Source organism: Methylorubrum aminovorans (genome assembly GCF_022179725.1).
GTDB lineage: Bacteria > Pseudomonadota > Alphaproteobacteria > Rhizobiales > Beijerinckiaceae > Methylobacterium > Methylobacterium aminovorans.
The window spans coordinates 284,482-307,440 of record NZ_BPRC01000002.1 but is presented as its reverse complement, the minus strand read 5'-3'; the positions used below and the strand labels follow the sequence as shown (position 1 = coordinate 307,440).

Here is a 22,959-nt window from a genome sequence, read left to right as displayed (position 1 = left end):
GCGGCCCTCGCAGATCACATGCCGGACGCCGTCGGGTTCTTGCCCGGAATCCAGCCGGTCCCGGCGAGCGGCACCTGCGCCATCGCCGCGGCCTCGATGGTGAGCGCCACCAGATCCTCGGGTTCGAGGTTGTGCAGGTGGCTCTTGCCGCAGGCCCGCGCGATGGTCTGGGCCTCCAGCGTCATCACCGCGAGGTAGTTGGCGAGCCGGCGGCCGGCGAGCTCCGGATCGAGCCGCTTGGCCAGTTCCGGATCCTGCGTGGTGATGCCGGCGGGGTCCTTGCCCTCGTGCCAGTCGTCGTAGGCGCCGGCCGTGGTCCCGAGCGCCTCGTACTCCGCCTGCCAGCGCGGATCGTTGTCGCCGAGCGCAATCAGGGCGGCGGTGCCGATGGCGACCGCGTCGGCGCCGAGCGCCAGCACTTTGGCGACGTCCGCGCCGGAGCGGATGCCGCCGGAGACCACGAGCTGCACCTTGCGGTGGAGCCCCAGATCTTGAAGCGCCTGAACGGCGGGGCGGATCGCGGCGAGCGTCGGGATGCCGACATGCTCGATGAACACGTCCTGGGTCGCGGCGGTGCCGCCCTGCATGCCGTCGAGCACCACCACGTCGGCGCCGGACTTCGCGGCGAGCGCGGTGTCGTAGTAGGGGCGCGAGGCGCCGACCTTGACGTAGATCGGCTTCTCCCAATCGGTGATCTCGCGCAGCTCCTCGATCTTGATCGCGAGGTCGTCGGGCCCGGTCCAGTCCGGGTGGCGGCAGGCGGAGCGCTGATCGACGCCGGGCGGCAGGCAGCGCATGCCGGCGACGCGCTCGGTGATCTTCTGGCCGAGCAGCATGCCGCCGCCGCCGGGCTTGGCGCCCTGGCCGATCACCACCTCGATGGCGTCGGCCTTGCGCAGGTCGTCCGGGTTCATGCCGTAGCGCGACGGCAGGTACTGGTAGACCAGGGTCTTGGAGTGGCCGCGCTCCTCCGGCGTCATGCCGCCGTCGCCCGTGGTGGTGGAGGTGCCGGCGATGGTGGCGCCGCGCCCGAGCGCTTCCTTGGCGTTGGCCGAGAGCGAGCCGAAGCTCATGCCGGCGATGGTGACCGGCGTCTTCAGGTGGATCGGCTTCGAGGCGAAGCGCGCGCCCAGCACCACCTCGGTGCCGCAGCGCTCGCGGTAGCCTTCCAGCGGGTAGCGGCTGATCGAGGCGCCGAGGAACAGGAGGTCGTCGAAATGCGGCAGGGCGCGCTTCGCGCCGGCGCCGCGGATGTCGTAGATGCCGGTCGCCGCCGCGCGGCGGATCTCGGACATCACGTCGGGGGTGAAGGTCGCCGACAGGCGCGGCTTGGTGCGCGGAGGCTGGCGATGATCGGTCATCAGTAGGCTCCGGCGTTGTCGACGTGGAAGTGGTAGAGGGTGCGGGCCGAGCCGTAGCGACGGAACTCGCTCGGGTTCACCTCGCCTGCGAGGCCGGCGGCGGCGAGCTTGTCGGCGAGCTCCTTGAGGTGCTCGTCGCGCATCTCTTTCTCGACGCAGTCGGCGCCGAGGCTTTTGACCGAGCCGCGCACGTAGAGCTTGGCCTCGTAGAGCGAATCGCCCAACGCCTCGCCGGCATCCCCCAGCACGGTGAGCGTACCGGCCTGAGCCATGAAGGCCGACATGTGGCCGATCGAGCCCTTCACGACGATGTCGACGCCCTTCATCGAGATGCCGCAGCGCGCGCCGGCATTGCCGTCGATGATGAGCATGCCGCCATGCGCCGTGGCGCCGGCCGACTGGCTGGCATCGCCCCGCACGTGGACGAGGCCGGAGATCATGTTCTCGGCCACCCCGACGCCCGCATTGCCGTTGACGAGAACGGTCGCGAGCTTGTTCATGCCGGCGCAGTAATAGCCGACATTGCCCTCGATCTCGACGCTGACGGGGGCGTCGAGCCCGGCGGCGATGGCGTGGCGCCCGTCCGGACCGGTGACGGTCCAGTGGGTCTCGTTGGTGTCGGGCCGCAGGGCGTGGAGCGCCCGGTTCAGCTCGCGCAGGGGCGCGGATCGCAGGTCGAAGCTCGGCATCACTGGCGCTCCCCGGAGGCGTGGCGGCTGCTGCGCTCCCACGCGTAGACCTTGGCCGGCTCGGGCTCGAACACGCGGGCGGTGTCGATGCCGGGCAGGCCGACCAACGCCCGGTACTCGGAGCCGAAGGCGACGTAGTCGTCGGTCTCGGCCATCACGGCGGGTTTGCAGGCGATGGGGTCGCGCACCACGGCGAAGCCCGTCTCGGTGCCGACCACGAAGGTGAAGAAGCCGTCGAGATCGGTCAGGCTCGATTCCAGCGCCTGCTTCAGGGACGCGCCCTCGCGCATGCGCCAGCTCAGGTAGCCGGCGGCGACCTCGGTGTCGTTCTGTGTGACGAAGCTCAGGCCCTCGTGCCGGAGGCGGCGGCGCAGGTCGTTGTGGTTCGACAGCGAACCGTTATGGACGAGGCACTCGTCGGTGCCGGTCGAGAACGGGTGGGCACCGTTCGTCGTCACCGCGCTCTCTGTGGCCATGCGGGTGTGTCCGATGCCGTGGGTGCCGGACATCTTCTCCAAGGTGAAACGCTCGGCGACGGACGCCGGCAGGCCGACCTCCTTGTAGATCTCCATGCGCCGACCCGCGCTCACCACGTCGATGCCCGGCGCGTTGGCCTTGAGCCAAGCGCGGATCTCCGTCTCGCGCTCCGCCGGGACGGACAGGACGGAGTGGGTGTCGCGCTCGGTCGTCTCAGCGGAGAGAGACAGCGCACCTTCCATCTTCGAGACAGCTTCGCGCAGGGCCGAGGCGCCGGGACCGCGCAGGGTCAGCTTCACGCTGCCCGTATCCGAGACGCCGTCCGAGCCGTACACCGCGAAGCCCGCACTGTCGGGGCCGCGATCGGTCATCGTCTCCAACATCTTGGAGAGCATCGCGCCGAGCTGCGGTTCAAGCTTCGGATTCTTGAGGAATAGTCCGACAATACCGCACATCGGCGTCGCCCCGTCCGTTCGTTCACTTGGGAAAGTGATCGCACGGTGGTGCGACGACGTCAACTTTCAAGCACGAAAATTTCCTCTCATGAAACGAAGGGGCTTGGGCCTGGGCAGCTTCGATCCTCCCCTTCCGTCATCGCGAGGCAAGGCCGAAGCGATCCGGGGCGCCGCATTTTCCCGGGAGGTCGTGCCGCCGAATCGCTTCGCTGACGCTCGCGATGATGAAGGGAGGGAAGGACAAGCGCTGGCCTCGGTCTCAACCCTCCGCTTCCTGGCGGTGCCGTCGCCGCTCGGCCCGCGACAGCTCGTCGGCGCTGGCAAAACCCGTCGCGGTGGCGATCTCGGCGCGGCTCAGCGCGCTCTCGCGGCCGAGCTGGTGCGCCCGGTCGAGGCGAAGGTGCAGGTAATGGCGGTGGAGGCCCCGCCCGAGACGGTCGCGAAACAGCCGCTCCAACTGACGCACGGAGACGTGGGCGAGATCCGCCAGGGCCTCGCGCGGCAGCGGCGCCTCGAGGTTCGCCTCCATCGCCGCGAGCACCCGCAGCAGGCGCGGGTCGCGCACGCCGAAGCGCTGGCGCAGGTCCATCCGCTGCGGGCTGAGGCCCTCGCGGATCTGGTTGTGCAGGAACCAGTCGCTGACGCCCGCCGCGAGCCCGGCACCGTGGTCGCGCCCGATCAGGTCGAGCATCAGATCCAGCGCCGCGATGCCGCCGGAGCAGGTGATGCGATCGCCCTGGATTTCGAACAGCGAGCGGACCACGTCGATCTCGGGATAACGCTCCTCGAAGGCCGGCACGTGTTCCCAGTGCAGCGTGCAGCGGCGCCCGGCGAGCAGGCCGGCGCGGGCGAGCAGATACGGGCCGCCGGAGATGCCGCCGAGCGTCGCCCCGTGCCGGGCGAGCCCGCGCAGCCACGCGAACAGGGCGGGATCGTCGAATTCGGCCGGATTGCCGCCGGCGCAGACGAAGATGCGGTCGGCGTGCGCGCTCGCGCCCACGGTGACGTCGGTGAGGATGCCGAGTCCGTTCGAGGCCTGCACCACGCCGCCACCGGGTGCGGCGTGCCACCAGCGATAGAGCTCGCAGCCCGACAGCGTGTTGGCCGCGCGCAGCGGTTCGACCGCCGCGGTGTAGGCCATCAGCGGAAAGTCCGGCACCAGCACGAAGCCGACCGTGCGCGGGGCGGGTGTGACGGCCCGCGGCGCCCTGCGCCCGGAGCGCGTCCGGCCGGTCGGTTCGTGTGCCTCATGCATTTCGACGTGATGTGCCGGAATCATGTCGCGAAATGCAAGTCCAACTGCGGGCGATGTTCGCTAGTGATGGGGCGAGCGACACTCCTCCGGCGATTGAGCGGATTCCCGCATGCGCTACTCCCTCTTCAGCGTCCTGGGACAAGCCCTGCGCGGCCAGCGCGACTGGACCCCGCAATGGCGCGACGCCGCCCCGCAGGACGCCTACGACGTGGTCATCGTCGGCGGCGGCGGGCACGGGCTCGCCACTGCCTACTACCTCGCCAAGGAACACGGCATCACCAACGTCGCCGTGCTGGAGAAGAGCCACATCGGCTCGGGCAATGTCGGGCGCAACACCACCATCGTGCGCTCGAATTACGGCTTGCCCGGCAATATCCCGTTCTACGAGCGGTCGATGAAGCTCTGGGAGGGGCTGGAGCAGGACATCAACTACAACGCCATGGTCAGCCAGCGCGGCGTGCTGAACCTCTACCACTCGGACGCCCAGCGCGATTCTTACGCCCGCCGCGGCAACGCCATGCGGCTGGCCGGGATCGACGCGGAGCTCCTCGACCGCGAGGGCGTGCGCCGCCTCGTGCCGTTCATCGATTTCGACAACGCGCGCTTCCCGGTGAAGGGCGGCCTGCTCCAGCGCCGCGGCGGCACCGTGCGCCACGACGCCGTGGCCTGGGGCTACGCCCGCGCCGCGAGCGACCGCGGCGTCGACATCGTCCAGAACTGCGCCGTCACCGGCATCCGCCGCGAGAACGGGCGCGTCACCGGCGTCGAGACCAGCCGCGGCTTCATCCGCGCCAACAAGGTGGCGATCTCGGTCGCCGGCTCCTCATCCCTGCTCGCCGGCATGGTGGACATGCGCTTGCCGATCGAGAGCCACGTGCTCCAGGCCTTCGTCAGCGAGGGCGTGAAGCCCCTGATCGATGGCGTGATGACGTTTGGGGCCGGTCACTTCTACGTCAGCCAGTCGGACAAGGGCGGCCTCGTCTTCGGCGGCGATATCGACGGCTACAATTCCTACGCCCAACGCGGCAACCTCCACACCATCGAGGACGTGATGGAGGGCGGCATGGCGCTGTGGCCCGGCCTCGGGCGCCTGCGGCTGCTGCGCCACTGGGGCGGCATCATGGACATGTCGATGGACGGAAGCCCGATCATCGACCGCACCGATATCGGCGGCCTCTACCTCAACGCCGGCTGGTGCTACGGCGGCTTCAAGGCGACGCCGGCCGCGGGCTTCTGCTTCGCCCACCTGATCGCCCGCGACGAACCGCATGCGGATGCGAGCGCCTACCGCCTCGACCGCTTCGCCACCGGCCATCTCATCGACGAGAAGGGCATGGGCGCCCAGCCCAACCTGCACTGACGCTTCCTTGGCGGCGCCCGCTGCAGCGGGCACCGATCTCGAAGAGGACGATACGCCATGCGCATCCGATGCCCCCATTGCGGCGAGCGCGACAACGGGGAGTTCAGCTACCTCGGCGACGCCGCGCCTCAGCGTCCCGACGGGATGGAGGCCTCGGTGCAGGCCATGCACGACTACGTCTATCTGCGCGACAACCCGGCCGGGACGATCCGCGAGCTCTGGTACCACGCCGCCGGATGCCGCTCCTGGCTGGTCGTGACCCGCGACACCCGCACCCACGCGATTGAATCGGTGGAGCCGGCGCGCGACGTCGCGCGGGCGCGCCGCTCGGGAGAGGCCGCATGACCACGCTCGCCCTTCAGCGTGCCGAGGCTCCTGCCTCCATGGCCGCAGACACGCAGCCGTTCCGCACCGCCGCTGGCGGCCTGATCGACCGCAACCGGCCGCGCGATTTCACCTTCGACGGCCGGCGCCTCACCGGCTTCCACGGCGACACCCTGGCCTCGGCCCTGCTCGCCAACGGCGTGCGCCTCGTCGGCCGCTCGTTCAAGTATCACCGGCCCCGCGGCATCCTCTCGGCCGGCTCGGAGGAGCCGAACGCCCTGGTGGAACTTCGCTCCGGGGCGCGGCGCGAGCCCAACACCCGCGCGACCATGGCCGAACTCTACGAGGGGCTGGAGGCGACGAGCCAGAACCGCTGGCCCTCGCTCGCCGTCGATGCGCTCTCGGTCAACGCGCTGCTCTCACCGGTCTTCGCGGCGGGCTTCTACTACAAGACCTTCATGTGGCCGGCCGCGTTCTGGGAGAAGCTCTACGAGCCGATGATCCGGCGCGCGGCGGGCCTGGGACGTGCCGCCGACGCTCCCGATCCCGACACCTACGACCACGCCTACGCCCATTGCGACGTGCTCGTCATCGGCGGCGGCCCGGCCGGCCTCTCGGCGGCTTTGGCGGCCGGCCGCTCCGGGGCCCGTGTCATCCTCGTCGACGAGGACTTTTCGACCGGCGGGCGCCTTCTGGCCGAACGGCGCGAGATCGGCGGCGCGAGCGGGGCCGAGTGGGCCGCCCGCGCGCTGGCCGAGTTGGAGAGCCTTCCGGAGGTGCGCATCCTGTCGCGCACCACCCTGTTCGGCGTCTACGATCACGGCGCCTACGGCGCGGTCGAGCGTGTCTCCGACCATCTCGCGGTCCCCCCGGCCCACACCCCGCGCCAGCGGCTGTGGCGGATCGTGGCGCGGCGCGCGGTGCTCGCGGCCGGCGCCATCGAGCGCCCGCACGTCTTCGGCGGCAACGACCGGCCCGGTGTGATGCTGGCCGGCGCGGTACGGACCTATCTCAACCGCTACGGCGTGCTGCCGGGCCGACGCCTCGCCGTGTTCACGTCGAGCGACGACGGCTGGCGCACCGCCGCCGACATCCTGGCCGCCGGCGGGGGGCTTGCGGCGGTGATCGACACCCGCGCCTCTATTCCCCCTGCGTTACGCCGGATGGCGGAAGCCGCAGGCGCCCGGGTGGTGGCGGGCGGCTATGTCGCCGGCACCAAGGGCCATCTCGGCTTGAGCGCGATCCAGATCGTGGACGGCTACCACAGCACGGACGTCATCACCTGTGACGGCCTCGCCATGGCCAATGGCTGGAACCCGATCGTCCATCTCGACTCGCACCTGTCCCGCCGGCCGGTCTGGGACGAGGCGATCCACGCCTTCGTGCCGGGCGCCCTCCCCTCCGGCATGCAGGCGGCAGGCGCCGCCGCCGGGCGCTTCACCCTGGCCGAATGCCTGGAGACCGGCGCGCGGGCCGGCGCCGAGGCGGCGAGCGCCTGCGGCTTCACCGCGACGCCCGAGGCCACACCGCAGACCGACCCGGAGCGCGTCGATCACACCCCGCTCTGGCGCGTGCCCAAGCCCCGCGGAAAGGCTTTCGTCGATTTCCAGAACGACGTGGCCGCCTCCGACGTCGAACTCGCCCACCGCGAGGGGTTCCGCGCGGTCGAGCTGCTGAAGCGCTACACCACGCTCGGCATGGCGACCGACCAGGGCAAGACTTCGAACCTCGCCGGCCTCTCGATCATGGCCGAGCTGACGGGCAAGGACATCCCGAGCGTCGGCACCACGGTGTTCCGCCCGCCCTTCACGCCGGTCGCCATCGGCGCCTTTGCCGGCCATCACCGGGGAAAAGAGTTCCGCGCCACCCGCCATGTCCCGTCCCACGCCTGGGCCGAGGAGAACGGCTGCGTCTTCGTCGAGACCGGTTTGTGGCTGCGCCCGGCCTACTTCCCCCGCGCCGGCGAGACCGACTGGCTCGACACGGTGGTGCGCGAGGTCGAGACCGTGCGCGCCCGCGTCGGGATCTGCGACGTCACCACGCTCGGCAAGATCGACATCCAGGGCCCCGACGCGCTCGCCTTTATCGAGCGGGTCTGCGCCAACCCCTTCGCGACGCTCCCCGTCGGCAAGGCGCGCTACGCCGTGCTGCTGCGTGAGGACGGTTTCGTCATGGATGACGGCACCGTCGCGCGGATGGGCGAGACGCACTACGTCATGACCGCGTCGACGGCGAACGCCGCGCGAGTGATGCAGAACCTCGAATTTTGCCGGCAATGGTTGTGGCCGGACCTCGATGTGCAGCTCGCCTCGGTCAGCGAGCAATGGGCGCAATACGCGGTCGCCGGCCCCCGCGCCCGCGACACCCTGCGCCGGATCATCGATCCCGGCTTCGACATCGGAAACGAGGCCTTTCCGTTCCTGGCCTGCGCCGACATCACCGTCGGCGGCGGCATCCCGGCGCGGCTGTTCCGCATCTCGTTCTCGGGCGAACTCGCCTACGAGTTGGCAGTGCCCGCAAGCTACGGGGATGCCGCGTGGCGGGCGGTCATGCAGGCGGGCCTGCCCTACGGCATCACCGCCTACGGCTCCGAGGCGCTCTCGGTCATGCGCATCGAGAAGGGCCACGCGGCCGGCGCCGAGATCAACGGGCAGACCACCGCCCGCGACCTCGGGCTGGGCGGGATGCTCGCCAAGAAGAAGGATTACATCGGCCGCCTGATGAAGGAGCGCCCTGCGCTCACCGATCCGGATCGGCCGATCCTGGCGGGCTTCCGACCGGTCGATCCGAGCGCCCGGCTGCGGGCGGGCGCGCATTTCCTGAGCCTCGATGCGGAGCCGAGCCTGGAGGCGGATGAGGGGGTGATGACCTCTGTCGCCTATTCACCGAGTCTGAGGATGTGGATCGGTATCGGCCTGATCCGGCGCGGGACGGAGCGCCACGGCGAGCGGGTCCGCGCCACCGATCCGGTGCGCGGCGCCGATATCGAAGTCGAGATCTGTTCGCCGGTCTTCGTCGATCCCAAAGAGGAGAAGCTGCGTGTCTGAGCCGGCAACGACCCGAGCTTTGGCCTCCCAGGCGCCCTCAACGCTCTGGCGCCCCCGCGGCGCCTGGGAGGGGGCCGGAAAGACCGGACGGTACGGCGCGGCGAAGGGGCCGGCCGGCATCCGCCTGATGCTCCGCGACGGATTCGGGCTCGCCACGCTCATCGCTGCGGACGGAAAGGAAGCCGACTTACGAGCGATCCTGACGGAGCGCTTCGGCCTGTCCCTGCCGGAGGCCGGCGCGGCGCATATCGAGGGCGAGCGCGGTCTGGTCTGGTCCGCGCCCGGCCAGTGGCTGGCGGTGGCGCCGTCGCCGCGCGATTTGCGGGACCTGCCCGAGGCCCTGCGCGGCGTCGCGGCGGTGACCGACCAGAGCGACAGCCGCGCCCTGGTGCGGATCTCCGGCCCGCAGGCGCGCGCCATGCTGGCCAAGGGTGTAGCGGTCGATCTGCATCCCCGCGCCTTCGGGCCGGGGCAGGTTGCGGTGACGAGCATCGCCCATATCGGCGTACAGCTCTGGCAACGCGATGCCGAGCCGACCTACGAGATCGCGGTGGCCCGCAGCTTCGCCGGAAGCTTCTGGCACTGGTTGGAGCACGCGGCCGCCGAGTTCGGCTACGAGGTCGAGAACGCGTAGGCTTCCGATCAGCGCCAGCCGAAGAAGTGCCGGTAGGCGGCCTCGCCGTCCTGTAACGGCATGGTCAGGCGCCCCGTCCGGTCGATGAGGCCCCAGCGCCCGCCGACCATGGAGGCGGGCTCGCGTCCGTCCGAGCGGCAGCCCTCGCAGACCAGCGCCTCGCCGCGTGCGTTGAACGGGAAGGCCCAGTCGTAGGGCGTGGCGAGGACGAGCCGCAGCCGGCGGTCGGAGAAGGCGACCTTGCCGTCCCGCCAATGGCGCACGAGGCCCTGCGCGAACGGGTCCGGCCCGTTGTCGAGGGTGAAGACGGGCAGTGCGAGGCCGTCGCGCCGAACCCAGAGACAGCCGATCCCCGGCACGCGCAACTCGGCCAAGCCGCGCTCGAAATGCATCCGAGCGGCGTGGGCCGGAGCGACCCGGACCATCCCGCCCTCGCGCCGGGCGCAATGCGCGTACTGGTCGAGATCCCGACGGAAGTAGGCGCAGGCCAGCGGATACGCGGATGCCGCGCCCTGGCCTGCACTGAGCGCCGGTAGAGGATACGCCGCCAGAGCCGCGAGGATGGCGATCACCCCTCGTGCGGTCGGACACCCGCTCCGGCTGCGAGGCCGGAATGACACGGTTTCCGGTTGGTCGCCTCGGGCTTGTCCCCCTTCGTCATTGCGAGCGTCAGCGAAGCGATCCAGCCGCGCGACATCTCCGAATCGGGCGCGCGGTGGGATCGCTTGCGCCGAGCCTCGCGATGACGGGCGAAGGGCCGAAGGGACCAAGCGGAATTCGTATGACGCGGCGCTGATCGCTGTCGTGAGCATCGGCCGGCTCTACGCGTCTCCCGTGTGGTGGGCAAACCGTGCCAGTCGAAGGCGACTACCCCACCCCGGTCGGCCCGTCGATCACCCGCCGCACCCGGCGGGCCAGCTCCATCCGCTTGTAGGGCTTGTTGATGATCTCGAACTCGGTGCCGCCCGCGTCGGTGCGCTCCATCGAGGCCTCGGCGTAGCCGGTGGTGAGCAGCACCTTGATCTTGGGCTGGCGCTCGCGCGCGGCGCGGGCCAGCATCACGCCGTTCATGCCGCCGGGCATGATCAGGTCGGTGAACAGCAGGTCGATGCGCCCCTCGCCGTCGAGGATGTCGAGCGCCGCCCTCGGGCCGTCGACCACGGTGACCCGGTAGCCGAAATCCTCCAGGATGATGCCCGCGGTGGCGGCGACGTCGGGCCGGTCGTCCACGACGAGCACCGTCTCGGTGCCGTGCCGGTCGGCGGCGCGAATCGAGGGCTTGTGCTCGTCCTCGGCTTTCTGGTCGGAGGCGGGGAACAGGAGCCGCACCGTCGTGCCATGTCCGACCTCGGAATAGATCTTCACCGAGCCGCCCGACTGCTTGGCGAAGCCGTAGACCATGGCGAGCCCGAGCCCCGTACCCTTGCCCTCCTCCTTGGTGGTGAAGAACGGCTCCATGACGCGGGCCAGGATCTCCGGCGGCATGCCGAGGCCGGTATCGGTGACCGAGATCACCACGTAGGCGCCCGGCGGTACGGTCTTGTAGAGGGCGGTGTCCTCGTCCTCGATCAGCAGGTTCTCGGTCCGCACCGTCACCGAGCCGCCCTCCGGCATCGCGTCGCGGGCGTTGATCAGGACGTTGAGCAGGGCGACCTCGGCCTGGGTCGGATCGATGCGGGTGGTCCAGAGATCGGGCGCGAGCACGGATTTCAGCACGACGTCGTCGCCGAGCGTCCGCCCGGCCATCTCGCCCATGCTCTCGACGAGGCCGTTGAGGTTCAGGAGCCGCCCCTCCAGCCGCTGCTTGCGCGAGAAGGCGAGGAGCTGGTGGGTGAGCTTGGCGGCGCGGTCGGTCGCCGCCCGCACCGCCTCGCCGGCCCGGCGCATCCGCGACACGTCGAGGGTGGGGTGGTCGAGCAGCGCCAGCATCACTTCGTTATGGCCCGACACCACCTGGAGCAGGTTGTTGAAGTTGTGGGCGATGCCGCCGGTGAGCTGGCCGAGGCTCTCCATCTTCTGGGCCTGATGCAGCGATTCCTCCGCGTCGCGGCGGCGCGACACGTCGAGTTGCGAGCCGAAGAAGTAGACGAGGTCGCCCGAGCGGTTGAACACCGGGCTGACGAACAGCGCGTTCCAGAACGAGGAGCCGTCCTTGCGGTAGTTCAGAACCTCGGTCGCGAACTCGCGATGCTCCCGGATCGCGTCACGCACCTCCGAGATGGTGTCGCGGTCGGTGTCGCGGCCCTGAAGGAAGCGACAGTTGTTCCCAATCAACTCCTCGATCGTGTAGCCGGTCATCCGGATGAAGGCCCGATTGGCGAAGATGATCGGGTTGTCCGGCTGGTGCGGATCGGTGACGATCATTGGCATGCGCGTCGTTTCGACGGCCGCGAAGAAGATGTCGTGATGCTGATCGACGACGCCCGAAGCACCGCTGCCAATGACGGGCGTATTCGGCCCGGGTGCCCTGGGCTTCTCGGGTGACGAGGGCATCGAAACTTTCCAGCGGGTACGACCCACTGGGTCGGATTGCGCGTGTCAATCCGAAGCTACAACAGCGCGTTCCCGATGAAATGGCGGTTTGAACGCTTCGTGAACGACACAAGGTCGCATAGTCATTTCTGAAGTTGTCGGTGGCCGGACCCGGCAGGCCGGGTCCGGCATAGCGATCAGACGTGGATCGCGCGCTTGTCGACCGCGAGCGCGGCTTCCTTGACCGCTTCCGTCAGCGTCGGGTGGGCGTGGCAGGTGCGGGCGATGTCCTCGGCGGAGGCCGCGAACTCCATCGCCACCGCGACCTCGGCGATGAGGTTGCCGGCATCCGCCCCGACGATGTGCACGCCGAGCACGCGGTCCGTCTTCTCGTCGGCCAGGATTTTCACGAAGCCGTCGGTGGTGCCGTTGGCCTTGGCGCGGCCGTTGGCCGTGAAGGGGAACTTGCCGGCTTTGTAGGCGATCCCGTCCTTCTTCAGCTCCTCCTCGGTCTTGCCGACCGAGGCGACCTCCGGGAAGGTGTAGACCACGTTCGGGATCACGCCGTAATTCACGTGGCCCGACTGCCCGGCCAGGATCTCGGCCACCGCGACGCCCTCGTCCTCGGCCTTATGGGCCAGCATCGGCCCGGCGATGACGTCGCCGATGGCGTAGATGCCGGTGACGTTGGTGGCGTAGTGGCTGTCCGTCTCGATCCGGCCCTTGTTGTCGGTCGCCACACCCACCGTCTCCAACCCGAGCCCCTCGGTGTAGGGCACGCGGCCGATGGCCACGAGCACCACGTCGGCCTCGATTTTTTCCGACTCACCACCTTGAGCCGGCTCGACGGTGACGGTCGCGCCGCCGTTCTTGCCGACCTCGACGCCGGTCACCTTGGTCGAGAGCTTGAAGACCATGCCCTGCTTGGCCAGGATGCGCTGGAACTGCTTGCCGACCTCGCCGTCCATGCCGGGCAGCACGCGGTCGAGATACTCGATCACCGTGACCTCGGCGCCGAGCCGGCGCCAGACCGAGCCGAGTTCGAGCCCGATCACGCCCGCGCCGATCACCACGAGGCGCTTGGGCACCGCGCTGAGTTCGAGCGCGCCGGTGGAGGAGACCACCGTCTTCTCGTCGATCTCGACGCCCGGCAGCCGCGTCACATCGGAGCCGGTGGCGATGACGATGTTCTTGGTCTCCAGCATCTGGTTGCCGCCGTCATCCGAGATCACCTCGACGCGGCCGGCCCCGGCGATGCGGCCGCGGCCGTGATAGGTGTCGACCTTGTTCTTCTTGAGCAGGAACTCGACGCCCTTGGTGTTGCCGTCGACGCCGCCCTGCTTGAACGCCTGCATCTTCGTCAGATCGAGTTTCGGCGTGCCGACATCGATGCCGAGTTCACCGAAGTGCTTGTTGGCCTCCTCGAAGGCCTCCGAGGCGTGCAGCAGTGCCTTCGAGGGGATGCAGCCGACATTGAGGCAGGTGCCGCCATGCGTCGCCCGCTTCTCGACCACGGCGGTCCTCAGCCCGAGCTGGGCGGCGCGGATGGCGCAGACATAGCCGCCGGGGCCGGTGCCGATGACGACGAGATCGTAGCTCATGGTTGGGTCTGTCCTCGTGATGGCGTGTCGGTTGAGCCGGTGCGCTCCCAGGCCTCGATGACGGCGAGGAGTTGCGGCGACCGGGGTGTCTTGAGGGAGCGGGCGTAAGCCGGATAGGTCTTCCGCTCGTCGCCGAACTGCAGGTACGGCGGCATCAGGGTGGGCGCGCCGTGCCGGACGAGGCGTTCGAGCGCCTCCGGCTTGTCGAGGCGGATCGCTTCGAAGGTGAAGGTGCCCCCGACGGCTTCGATCGGCGTCTCGGGTGCGATCCGGCCCGCATCGAGCAGGGCTGCGAAGGCGGCACGATCATCGGACTTCAGCGCCGCGTAGCCCCGCTCGCTGTCGCGGCGCTGCTCCGGTGTCAGCCCGGCCAGGGCCGCGGCGACGGCGATCTCCTGCGGATCGCGCCCGTCGCCGTTCTCGATGATCCCGAAATCCGTGACGAGCCGGAGCGGCTGCCCGGCTGCATCGAGGCCCCAGTACGAGGCGTAGACGCCGTCACCCCAGCCGCTGGAGAAGACCGCGACCCGCGCCGGATCATCCGGCAGCGGCCGGTGCATGACCCAGTTCAGGTTCGAATCCTTCAGCTCGCCGGCCAGCACGTCGTCGTAATAGTTGCTGTAGCCGGCCCGCTTCTGCTCCTGCGCCTCGCGACGCGCCATCGCGGCGCGCGCGGCCGTGTCCATGAAGCAGCCGAGGCCGGCATCGACGGGATAACCGAAGATCTCGCCCGCCTTCAGGCTGGCGATGTCCTGGCCCGGCACGAGGGCGAGTTCCCAGCGCGCCGGCGTCCCGTCGGCGAAGCCAAGCTCGGCCAGGGCGACCCGACCTTGCGCCTGATAGAGCGTGACGGGATAGTCGCCCGGCGCGACCCGGCGGGTGAAGGCCTCGCGCTCGGGCTGCACCAGCGGATCGGTGGCGATTACCGCCCCGTTCGGCAGCGGCAGGGGGCCGAGCACCATGCGCGTGATACCCCGCTCCCGCAGAGCGTCGTCGGGCAACCCGGTCACGGACAGGTTGGACTCATTCTCGCGAGGATCGTAGGGGGCATCGGCCACCGGCTGGTCTCCTTCGCGGCTCGCCCGTTGCCACGGGAAGAGCTTGGCGAGCGAGGCCGCGAGGCCCGCCGCGACCGCCGCCGCGGCGAGACCGAGGGCGATGCGCCGGCCTGGGTCGGTCAATCGAGGCATGGTCACACGCTCGGCCGCGCCCGGCCCCCTGCGCCCGGCCGGGAGCCGGCGCGAGCGTAGGGGCGGGTGATGCGGCCGCGTCGGATCAGAGGTCGAGCACGAGGCGGGCCGGATCCTCCAGCGCCTCCTTGACGCGAACGAGGAAGGTCACGGCCTCCTTCCCGTCGACGATACGGTGATCGTAGGAGAGCGCCAGATACATCATCGGCCGCGCTTCGATCTTGCCGTTCCGCACCACCGGACGCTCCTCGATGCGGTGCATGCCCAAAATGCCCGATTGCGGGGCGTTGAGGATCGGCGTCGACATCAGCGAGCCGTAGATGCCGCCGTTGGTGATGGTGAAGGTGCCGCCCTGCATCTCGTCGATGGAGAGCTTGCCCTCGCGCGCCTTCTTGCCGAAGCCGGCGATCTTCTTCTCGATGCCGGCGATCGACAGGTCGTCGGCGTCGCGCACCACCGGCACGACCAGGCCCTTATCGGTGCCCACCGCGATGCCGATGTGGTAGTAGTTCTTGTAGACGAGGTCCTGCCCGTCGATCTCGGCATTGACCGCCGGCACGTCCTTGAGCGCGCCGATCACCGCCTTGGTGAAGAAGCCCATGAAGCCGAGCTTCGTCCCGTGCTTCTTCTCGAAGATGTCCTTGTACTGCGAGCGGAGCGCCATCACCGCGCCCATGTCCACGTCGTTGAACGTGGTCAGCATCGCCGCCGTGTCCTGGGCGCTCTTGAGGCGCCGGGCGATGGTCTGGCGCAGCTTCGTCATCCGCACGCGCTCCTCGCGCGCGGCGTCGTCCGGTGCGGACGGCGCCCGCGGCGGGGCCTTGGTCTCGGTCCTGGCCTCCTGAGCCGGAGCCTTCGGGACGCCCTTGTCGATGGCGGCGAGCATGTCGCCCTTGGTCACGCGGCCGTCCTTGCCGCTGCCGTTGAGGCTGGCGGGATCGATGCCGGACTCGCGGGCGAGCTTGGCCACCGCCGGACCGCTCTCGTCGGCGCCGCGGCCCCCCGCCGGCGGGGCGTCGCCGTGGCTGCCGTAGGAGGCGGAGGATTCCTGGGCGGGCGCCTCCTTGGCAGCCTTGCCCTCGCCCTTCTCCTCGCGGCTCTGCGTCTTGGTCTCGGCGGGCTCGGCGCTCTTCGGGGCCGGCTTGCTCGCGCCCTTCTCGGCAGCCTTGCCGCCCTCGACGATCGAGCCGAGCACCGCGCCGGGCTCCACCGTCTCGCCGTCCTTGACCAGGATCTCGCCGAGCTGGCCCGCGGCCGGAGCGTTCACCTCGAGCGTGACCTTGTCGGTCTCGAGTTCCACCAGCGGCTCGTCGGCGGCCACCGTGTCGCCGGGCTTCTTGAACCAGCGGCCGATCGTGGCCTCACTGACGGATTCGCCGAGCGTGGGGACGAGGATATCGGTCGCCATAATCTGTGTTCACCGGAGTTTCGGGACGCGCCTCGGGCGGCGCGGCCCCGGTTGGTGGATCGAGCGAGAGGGGGACCGGCGGATCAGACCGCCAGCGCCTCGTTGAGGAAGGCCTGGAGCTGGGCGAGGTGCTTCGACATCAGCCCGACCGCGGTCGAGGCCGAGGCCGGACGGCCGACGTAGCGCGGGCGCTTCGAGGCGGAGCCGGCCTGGCCGAGCACCCAGTCGAGATAGGGCTCGACGAAGGTCCACGAGCCCATGTTCTTGGGCTCTTCCTGACACCACACCACCTCCGCGTTGCGGAAGCGGCTCATCTCGTTGGCCAGCGCCTTGAGCGGGAAGGGATAGAGCTGCTCGACCCGCATCAGGTAGACGTCGTTGACGCCGCGCTTCTCCCGCTCCTCGTAGAGGTCGTAATAAACCTTGCCGGAGCACAGCACGACGCGGCGGATCTTGTCGTCGCGGGTGAGCTTGATGCCGCTCTCGTCGTGCTCGGCGTCGTCCCACAGGATGCGGTGGAAGGTCGAGCCCTCCGCGATCTCCTCGATCTTCGAAACCGCCCGCTTGTGGCGCAGGAGCGATTTCGGCGTCATCAGGATCAGCGGCTTGCGGAAGTCGCGCTTCAACTGACGGCGCAGGATGTGGAAGTAGTTCGAGGGCGTCGAGCAGTTGGCGACCTGCATGTTGTCCTCGGCGCACATCTGGAGATAGCGCTCCAGACGGGCGGAGGAGTGCTCCGGCCCCTGGCCCTCGTAGCCGTGGGGCAGCAGCATCACGAGGCCGGACATGCGCAGCCACTTGCGCTCGCCCGATGAGATGAACTGGTCGATGATGACCTGTGCGCCGTTGGCGAAGTCGCCGAACTGCGCCTCCCACAACACCAGGGAGTTCGGCTCGGCCAGAGAATAGCCGTACTCGAAGCCGAGCACCGCCTCCTCGGAGAGCATCGAGTTGATGACCTCCAGGCTCGCCTGCCCCTCGCGCACGGAGTTGAGCGGCGTGTAGCGCTGCTCGTTCTCCTGATCGATCACCACGGCGTGGCGCTGCGAGAAGGTGCCGCGCTCGACGTCCTGGCCTGAGAGCCGGACGCGATGGCCCTCGATCAGCAGCGAGCCGAAGGCCAGCGCTTCCGCCGTCGCCCAGTCGATGCCGACGCCCGTCTCGACCGCCTTGGCGCGGTTGTCGAAGAAGCGCTGGATCGTGCGGTGCAGGTGGAAGCCCGGCGGCGGCGTGGTGATCCGGGTGGCGATGTCGCGCAGGGTCTCGACCGGCACGCCGGTGCGGCCGCGGCGCGGATCGTCCACGTCCTCGCGCACCGCCTTGAAGCCGGACCAGCGCCCGTCGAGCCAGTCGGCCTTGTTCGGCTTGTAGCCGCCGGCGATGTCGAGCTCGCTCTCCAGCATGGAGCGGAACTCGGCCTTGCGCGCGTCGAGCTGCTCCTGGGTGACGTCGCCCTGCTCGACGAGCTTCTTGCCATAGGTTTCCAGCGCGGTCGGATGCTTGCGGATGCGCTGGTACATCTTCGGCTGGGTGAAGGCCGGCTCGTCGCCCTCGTTGTGGCCGAAGCGGCGATAGCACAGCATGTCGATCACGACCGGCTTGCCGAACTTCTGTCTGTATTCGGTCGCGACCTTCGCGGCGAAGGTCACGGCCTCGGGGTCATCGCCGTTGCAGTGGAAGATCGGGGCTTCCACCATCTTCGCCACGTCGGACGGATAGGGCGAGGAGCGCGAGAAGCGCGGGTCGGTGGTAAAGCCGATCTGGTTGTTGATGATGAAGTGGATCGAGCCGCCGGTGCGGTGGCCCTTCAGGCCGGACAGCCCGAAGCACTCCGCCACCACGCCCTGGCCGGCAAAGGCCGCGTCGCCGTGGATCAGGAGCGGCAGCACCTTGCGGCGCTCGACATTCGGCTTGGCCTTCTGGTCCTGCTTGGCCCGCACCTTTCCGAGCACCACCGGATCGACGATTTCGAGGTGGGACGGGTTGGCGGTGAGCGAGAGGTGAACGGTGTTGTCGTCGAAGGCGCGGTCGGAGGAGGCGCCGAGATGGTACTTCACATCGCCCGAGCCCTCGACCTCAGCGGGTGAGGCCGAGCCGCCCTTGAACTCGTGGAACACCGCGCGGAAGGGCTTGGCCATCACGTTGGTGAGCACGTTCAGCCGGCCGCGATGGGCCATGCCCAGCACGATCTCTTCGACGCCGAGCGCGCCGCCGCGCTTGATGATCTGCTCCAGGGCCGGGACCATCGACTCGCCACCGTCGAGGCCGAAGCGCTTGGTGCCGGTGTACTTGAGATCGAGGAATTTCTCGAAGCCTTCCGCCTCGATCAGCTTGTTCAGGATCGCGCGGCGCCCTTCCGGCGTGAACGAGATTTCCTTGTCCTTGCCCTCGATGCGCTCTTGGAGCCACGCCTTCTCCTCGGGATCGGAGATGTGCATGAACTCGACGCCGAGCGTCTGGCAGTAGGTGCGCTCCAGGATGCCGACGATCTCGCGGATCGTCGAGAATTCCATGCCGAGCACGTTGTCGAGGAAGATCTTGCGGTCCCAGTCGCTCTCCTGGAAGCCGTAATGCTGCGGATGCAGCTCCTCGTGGTCGCCGCGCGGGGCGAGCCCGATCGGATCGAGCTTGGCGTGCAGGTGGCCGCGCATGCGGTAGGCGCGGATCAGCATGATCGCGCGCACGGAGTCCTTGGTGGCCTGCTCGACCGAGACGCCGGTGGCGGCAACGATCGCCGCGCCCTTGGCCGAGTCGCCGGGCTTTCCCGGTTGCGCCTTGGCCTGGATCTTCTCGCCGAGAGCCCTTTCCAGGGCGCCCCAATTGCCGTCGAGCGCGGAGACGATCTCGCCGTTGAGCGGAACCGGCCAGTTGGGCTTGGCCCAGGAGGCGCCCTCGGCGTTCTTCTTCACCAGGGCGTCGTCCTCGCCCAACTCCTTAAAGAACTGCTGCCACTCGGGATCGACCGAGTTCGGGTCGCGGGCATAGGCTGCCTGCAATTCCTCGATCCAGGCGGCGTTGGCGCCGTAGAGGAAGGAGGTTTGGAGAAGCGCTTCGTTCGCGTCCTGGCGTGCCATCGCTGCCTGTCCTACCGCTCGGGCGGCGCTGTTCCAGCGGGCCGCCGCGTCGTGTCCGATCCGGCGGCCGGGCTGAGCGGGGAGCTACCGCCCCACGTCGCGCCTCCGGATCCGGCCGGGGCGCGGACGCGCCCCGGCTTGTTCTTCCACATGGGTCGCCCGAGCTTGCGTGCGGTGCAACACAGCCAGGCAGGTCCCGGTTACAGACCCCATCAACCCTTCAGCACTTCCACGAGGGTGGAGCCGAGACGGGCCGGCGAGGGCGAGACGCGGATGCCCGCCGCCTCCATCGCCGCAATCTTATCCTCGGCTCCGCCCTTGCCGCCGGAGATGATGGCGCCGGCATGGCCCATGCGGCGGCCGGGAGGCGCCGTACGGCCGGCGATGAAGCCGACCATCGGCTTCTTGCGGCCGCGCTTGGCCTCGTCGGCCAGGAACTGCGCCGCCTCCTCCTCGGCCGAGCCGCCGATCTCGCCGATCATCACGATCGACTCGGTCTTGGGATCGGCCAGGAACAGCTCCAGCATGTCGATGAACTCGGTGCCCTTGACCGGATCGCCGCCGATGCCGACGGCGGTCGTCTGGCCGAGGCCGGCATTCGAGGTCTGGAACACCGCCTCGTAGGTCAGCGTACCCGAGCGCGAGACGATGCCGACCGAGCCCGGCTTGAAGATGTTGGCCGGCATGATGCCGATCTTCGATTGGCCGGCGGTGACGACGCCGGGGCAGTTCGGCCCGATCAGGCGCGACTTCGAGCCTTCGAGCGCGCGCTTGACCCGCACCATGTCGAGCACCGGAATGCCCTCTGTGATGCAGACGATCAGCGGGATCTCGGCCTGGATCGCCTCGCAGATCGCGTCCGCCGCGCCGGGCGGCGGCACGTAGACGACCGAGGCGTCGGCGCCGGTGGCCTCGCGCGCCTCGGCCACGGTGTCGAACACCGGCAGGCCGAGATGGGTCGAGCCGCCCTTACCCGGCGAGGTGCCGCCGACCATCTTGGTGCCGTAGGCGATGGCCTGCTCGGAGTGGAAGGTGCCGTTCTTGCCGGTGAAGCCCTGGCAGATGACCTTGGTGTTGGCGTCGATCAGGATGGACATCGGTCAGCTCAGCCCTTCTTCACGGCGGCGACGATCTTCTGCGCGGCGTCGTCGAGATCGTCGGCGGGGATCACGTTGAGGCCGGAGTTCCGGATGATCTCCTTGCCCTCCTCGACGTTGGTGCCCTCAAGCCGCACGACGAGCGGCACTTCCAGGCCGACCGCCTTCACCGCCGCGATCACGCCGCGGGCGATGACGTCGCACTTCATGATCCCGCCGAAGATGTTGACGAGGATGCCCTTCACCTGCGGATCGGCGGTGATGATCTTGAAGGCCGCCGTGACCTTCTCCTCGGAGGCGCCGCCGCCCACGTCGAGGAAGTTCGCCGGCTCCTCACCGTAGAGCTTGATGATGTCGAGCGTCGCCATCGCCAGGCCCGCGCCGTTGACCATGCAGCCGATTGTGCCGTCGAGCGCGATGTAGGCGAGGTCGTATTTCGAGGCTTCGATCTCCTTGGCGTCCTCTTCCGTTTCGTCGCGCAGCGCGACGATCTCGGGGTGGCGGTAGAGGGCGTTCGAGTCGAACGAGATCTTGGCGTCGAGGCACTTGAGAGCGCCGTCGCCGGTGAGCACCAGCGGGTTGATCTCCAGCATGCTCATGTCCTTGGCCGTGAAGGCCGCGTAGAGCTTTTCCGTCAGCGCGCCCGCTTCCTTGGCCTGGGCGCCCGAGAGGCCGAGCGCCTTGGCGACGGCACGGCCGTGATGAGGCATGATGCCGGTGGCCGGATCGACCGAGAAGGTGACGATCTTCTCAGGGGTGTCGTGGGCGACCTGCTCGATGTCCATCCCGCCTTCGGTCGAGACGACGAAGGCGACGCGGCCGGTCTCGCGATCGACCAGCATCGACAGGTAGAACTCGGCGGCGATCGAGGCGCCTTCCTCGATGTAGAGGCGGTTGACCTGCTTGCCGGCCTCGCCGGTCTGCACCGTCACCAGCGTCGCCCCGAGCATCTCGCCCGCGAACTGCACCACCTCGTCCTTGGACTTGGTGACGCGCACGCCGCCCTTGGCGCCCGCGGGCGCGCCCTTGAAGGTGCCCTTGCCACGCCCGCCCGCGTGGATCTGCGATTTCACCACCCAGACCGGGCCGCCGAGCGCGTCGGCCGCGGCGGCCGCCTCTTCCGGCTTGAAGATCGCCACGCCGCGGGAGACCGGCAGGCCGAACTCCTTCAGGACGGCTTTGGCCTGGTATTCGTGGATATTCATCGAGACCTCGTCGAGCGGATAGGGCCTAGCCAATAGCGTAGAGTGGCAGTGGAGCGAAGGGCGTCGAGGCCGCCCGTTCGCCGTTCACGGCCCGCTCTTCGCGGCTTTTCACACGAGCTTCTCGTTGATGCCCTGGCAGGCCGCGATCAGGCCCTTCACGGAGTTGACCGACTTCTCGAACATCGCCTTCTCGGCCTCGTCGAAGGTCACTTCGAGGACGCGCTCGACGCCGTTCTCGCCGATCACCACGGGCACGCCGACATAGAGGCCGTCGATGCCGTACTGGCCGTCGAGATAGGCGGCGCAGGGCAGAACCCGCTTCTTGTCGCGCAGGTAGCTCTCGGCCATGGCGATGGCAGAGGCCGCCGGCGCGTAGAAGGCCGAGCCGGTCTTCAAGAGGTTGACGATCTCGCCGCCGCCCTTGCGGGTGCGCTCGACCATGGCGTCGAGCTTCTCCTGGGTAGTCCAGCCGAGCTTGACCAGATCGGTCAGCGGCACGCCGGCCACCGTCGAGTAGCGGGTCAGCGGCACCATGTCGTCGCCGTGACCGCCGAGCACGAAGGCGGTGACGTCCTCGACCGAGACGCCGAACTCTTCCGCGAGAAAGTGGCGGAAGCGGGCGGAATCGAGCACGCCGGCCATGCCGACGACCTTGTTGGTCGGGAGCCCCGAGAACTTCTGCAGCGCCCACACCATCGCGTCGAGCGGGTTGGTGATGCAGATCACGAAGGCGTCGGGAGCGTGCTCCTTGATGCCGGCACCGACCGCTTCCATCACCTTCAGGTTGATGCCGATCAGGTCGTCGCGGCTCATGCCGGGCTTGCGCGGCACGCCCGCCGTCACGATCACGACGTCGGCGCCGGCAATGGCCGAATAGTCGCTGGCGCCGGAATACTTGGCATCGAAGCCGTCGACCGGGGCGGATTCGGCGATGTCGAGCGCCTTGCCCTGCGGCACGCCGTCGACGATGTCGAACAGCACCACGTCACCGAGTTCCTTGAGGCCGGCGAGGTGGGCGAGCGTGCCACCGATCTGCCCGGCTCCGATGAGCGCGATCTTGCTGCGTGCCATGGGTGATCTAGCCTCCGGTCGGAATTCGCGACGGTTCGGAAAAACGTGTCAGCGATGTCGCGGATGGTGCGCTGCGGCCGAACCTTCGCCGATCCATTCTGATGCGGGCGGTGTTTGGCGGAAAAGCCACAGGCCTTCAACCCGACGAAGGTCCGGGTCAGCGTGGCCGGATCGCGGCCGAAGACGCCTCCGCAGCAATGAGGCTTTTAGAAAAACTTTGAAATTCAGATGCTTGGCCT

17 protein-coding genes are annotated in these 22,959 nt (G+C 69.0%); 4 read left to right on the top strand and 13 right to left on the bottom strand.

Going from position 1 to position 22,959, the window contains the following annotated elements; genetic code table 11:
- Positions 1–14: 14 nt before the first annotated feature.
- From MFF24_RS06430 to MFF24_RS06415, 4 genes are all read right to left on the bottom strand, one after another.
- Entirely contained in the window at positions 15–1,361 is a 1,347-nt protein-coding gene (locus MFF24_RS06430; protein WP_238223288.1) for an FMN-binding glutamate synthase family protein, read from the bottom strand.
- Entirely contained in the window at positions 1,361–2,050 is a 690-nt protein-coding gene (locus MFF24_RS06425) for a GltB/FmdC/FwdC-like GXGXG domain-containing protein (RefSeq protein WP_108939657.1), read from the bottom strand. Before MFF24_RS06425 ends, MFF24_RS06430 begins: the two co-directional genes overlap by 1 nt.
- The gene (locus MFF24_RS06420; protein ID WP_238223286.1) at positions 2,050–2,982 is read right to left on the bottom strand and encodes a class II glutamine amidotransferase; all 933 of its coding nucleotides are present in this window, start codon (positions 2,980–2,982) and stop codon (positions 2,050–2,052) included. The genes MFF24_RS06425 and MFF24_RS06420 overlap by 1 nt, the downstream gene beginning before the upstream one ends.
- Positions 2,983–3,241: 259 nt before the next feature.
- Positions 3,242–4,237, bottom strand: coding sequence for a GlxA family transcriptional regulator (locus MFF24_RS06415; RefSeq protein ID WP_373322664.1), 996 nt, complete (start codon positions 4,235–4,237; stop codon positions 3,242–3,244).
- A gap of 109 nt (positions 4,238–4,346) precedes the next feature.
- Here MFF24_RS06415 and MFF24_RS06410 point away from each other — a divergent pair, with 109 nt between their 5' ends.
- Genes MFF24_RS06410 through MFF24_RS06395 form a run of 4 tightly spaced genes read left to right on the top strand, consistent with a single transcriptional unit; the run spans position 4,347 to position 9,602 of the window.
- Positions 4,347–5,597, top strand: coding sequence for a sarcosine oxidase subunit beta family protein (locus MFF24_RS06410; RefSeq protein ID WP_133088038.1), 1,251 nt, complete (start codon positions 4,347–4,349; stop codon positions 5,595–5,597).
- 57 nt (positions 5,598–5,654) lie between these two features.
- Positions 5,655–5,942 carry a sarcosine oxidase subunit delta gene (locus MFF24_RS06405; RefSeq protein ID WP_166058990.1) on the top strand — a complete coding sequence of 96 codons (288 nt, stop codon included), beginning with the start codon at positions 5,655–5,657 and terminating at the stop codon, positions 5,940–5,942.
- A complete protein-coding gene (locus tag MFF24_RS06400) occupies positions 5,939–8,968 on the top strand; it encodes a sarcosine oxidase subunit alpha family protein (protein WP_238223284.1) in 3,030 nt (1,009 codons plus the stop codon). The genes MFF24_RS06405 and MFF24_RS06400 overlap by 4 nt, the downstream gene beginning before the upstream one ends.
- Complete coding sequence (locus tag MFF24_RS06395; RefSeq protein WP_238223282.1) at positions 8,961–9,602, top strand: sarcosine oxidase subunit gamma; 642 nt, start codon at positions 8,961–8,963, stop codon at positions 9,600–9,602. Before MFF24_RS06400 ends, MFF24_RS06395 begins: the two co-directional genes overlap by 8 nt.
- An 8-nt stretch (positions 9,603–9,610) precedes the next feature.
- Here MFF24_RS06395 and MFF24_RS06390 read toward each other — a convergent pair whose 3' ends face one another.
- The 9 genes from MFF24_RS06390 to mdh form a co-directional block, all read right to left on the bottom strand.
- A complete protein-coding gene (locus MFF24_RS06390; protein ID WP_238223274.1) occupies positions 9,611–10,174 on the bottom strand; it encodes a hypothetical protein in 564 nt (187 codons plus the stop codon).
- A 295-nt stretch (positions 10,175–10,469) separates the two neighbouring features.
- Positions 10,470–12,095, bottom strand: a complete 1,626-nt coding sequence (locus tag MFF24_RS06385) for a hybrid sensor histidine kinase/response regulator (RefSeq protein WP_238223273.1) — start codon at positions 12,093–12,095, stop codon at positions 10,470–10,472.
- 176 nt (positions 12,096–12,271) lie between these two features.
- A complete protein-coding gene (gene lpdA, locus MFF24_RS06380; protein WP_238223271.1) occupies positions 12,272–13,675 on the bottom strand; it encodes a dihydrolipoyl dehydrogenase in 1,404 nt (467 codons plus the stop codon).
- Positions 13,672–14,865 carry a DUF4241 domain-containing protein gene (locus MFF24_RS06375; protein ID WP_238223269.1) on the bottom strand — a complete coding sequence of 398 codons (1,194 nt, stop codon included), beginning with the start codon at positions 14,863–14,865 and terminating at the stop codon, positions 13,672–13,674. The genes lpdA and MFF24_RS06375 overlap by 4 nt, the downstream gene beginning before the upstream one ends.
- A gap of 85 nt (positions 14,866–14,950) precedes the next feature.
- Positions 14,951–16,273 (bottom strand): 2-oxoglutarate dehydrogenase complex dihydrolipoyllysine-residue succinyltransferase, encoded by a 1,323-nt coding sequence (odhB, locus tag MFF24_RS06370; RefSeq protein WP_108939667.1) that lies wholly within the window; start codon positions 16,271–16,273, stop codon positions 14,951–14,953.
- Between the two features lie 83 nt (positions 16,274–16,356).
- Positions 16,357–19,347: a 2-oxoglutarate dehydrogenase E1 component gene (locus MFF24_RS06365; protein WP_108939668.1), complete on the bottom strand. Its 2,991-nt coding sequence runs from the start codon at positions 19,345–19,347 to the stop codon at positions 16,357–16,359.
- Between the two features lie 212 nt (positions 19,348–19,559).
- Positions 19,560–20,444 (bottom strand): succinate--CoA ligase subunit alpha, encoded by an 885-nt coding sequence (gene sucD, locus MFF24_RS06360; protein WP_108939669.1) that lies wholly within the window; start codon positions 20,442–20,444, stop codon positions 19,560–19,562.
- 8 nt (positions 20,445–20,452) lie between these two features.
- Positions 20,453–21,649, bottom strand: a complete 1,197-nt coding sequence (gene sucC / locus MFF24_RS06355) for an ADP-forming succinate--CoA ligase subunit beta (protein WP_238223267.1) — start codon at positions 21,647–21,649, stop codon at positions 20,453–20,455.
- A 108-nt stretch (positions 21,650–21,757) separates the two neighbouring features.
- Positions 21,758–22,720, bottom strand: coding sequence for a malate dehydrogenase (gene mdh / locus MFF24_RS06350; RefSeq protein ID WP_108939671.1), 963 nt, complete (start codon positions 22,718–22,720; stop codon positions 21,758–21,760).
- Positions 22,721–22,959 lie beyond the last annotated feature (239 nt).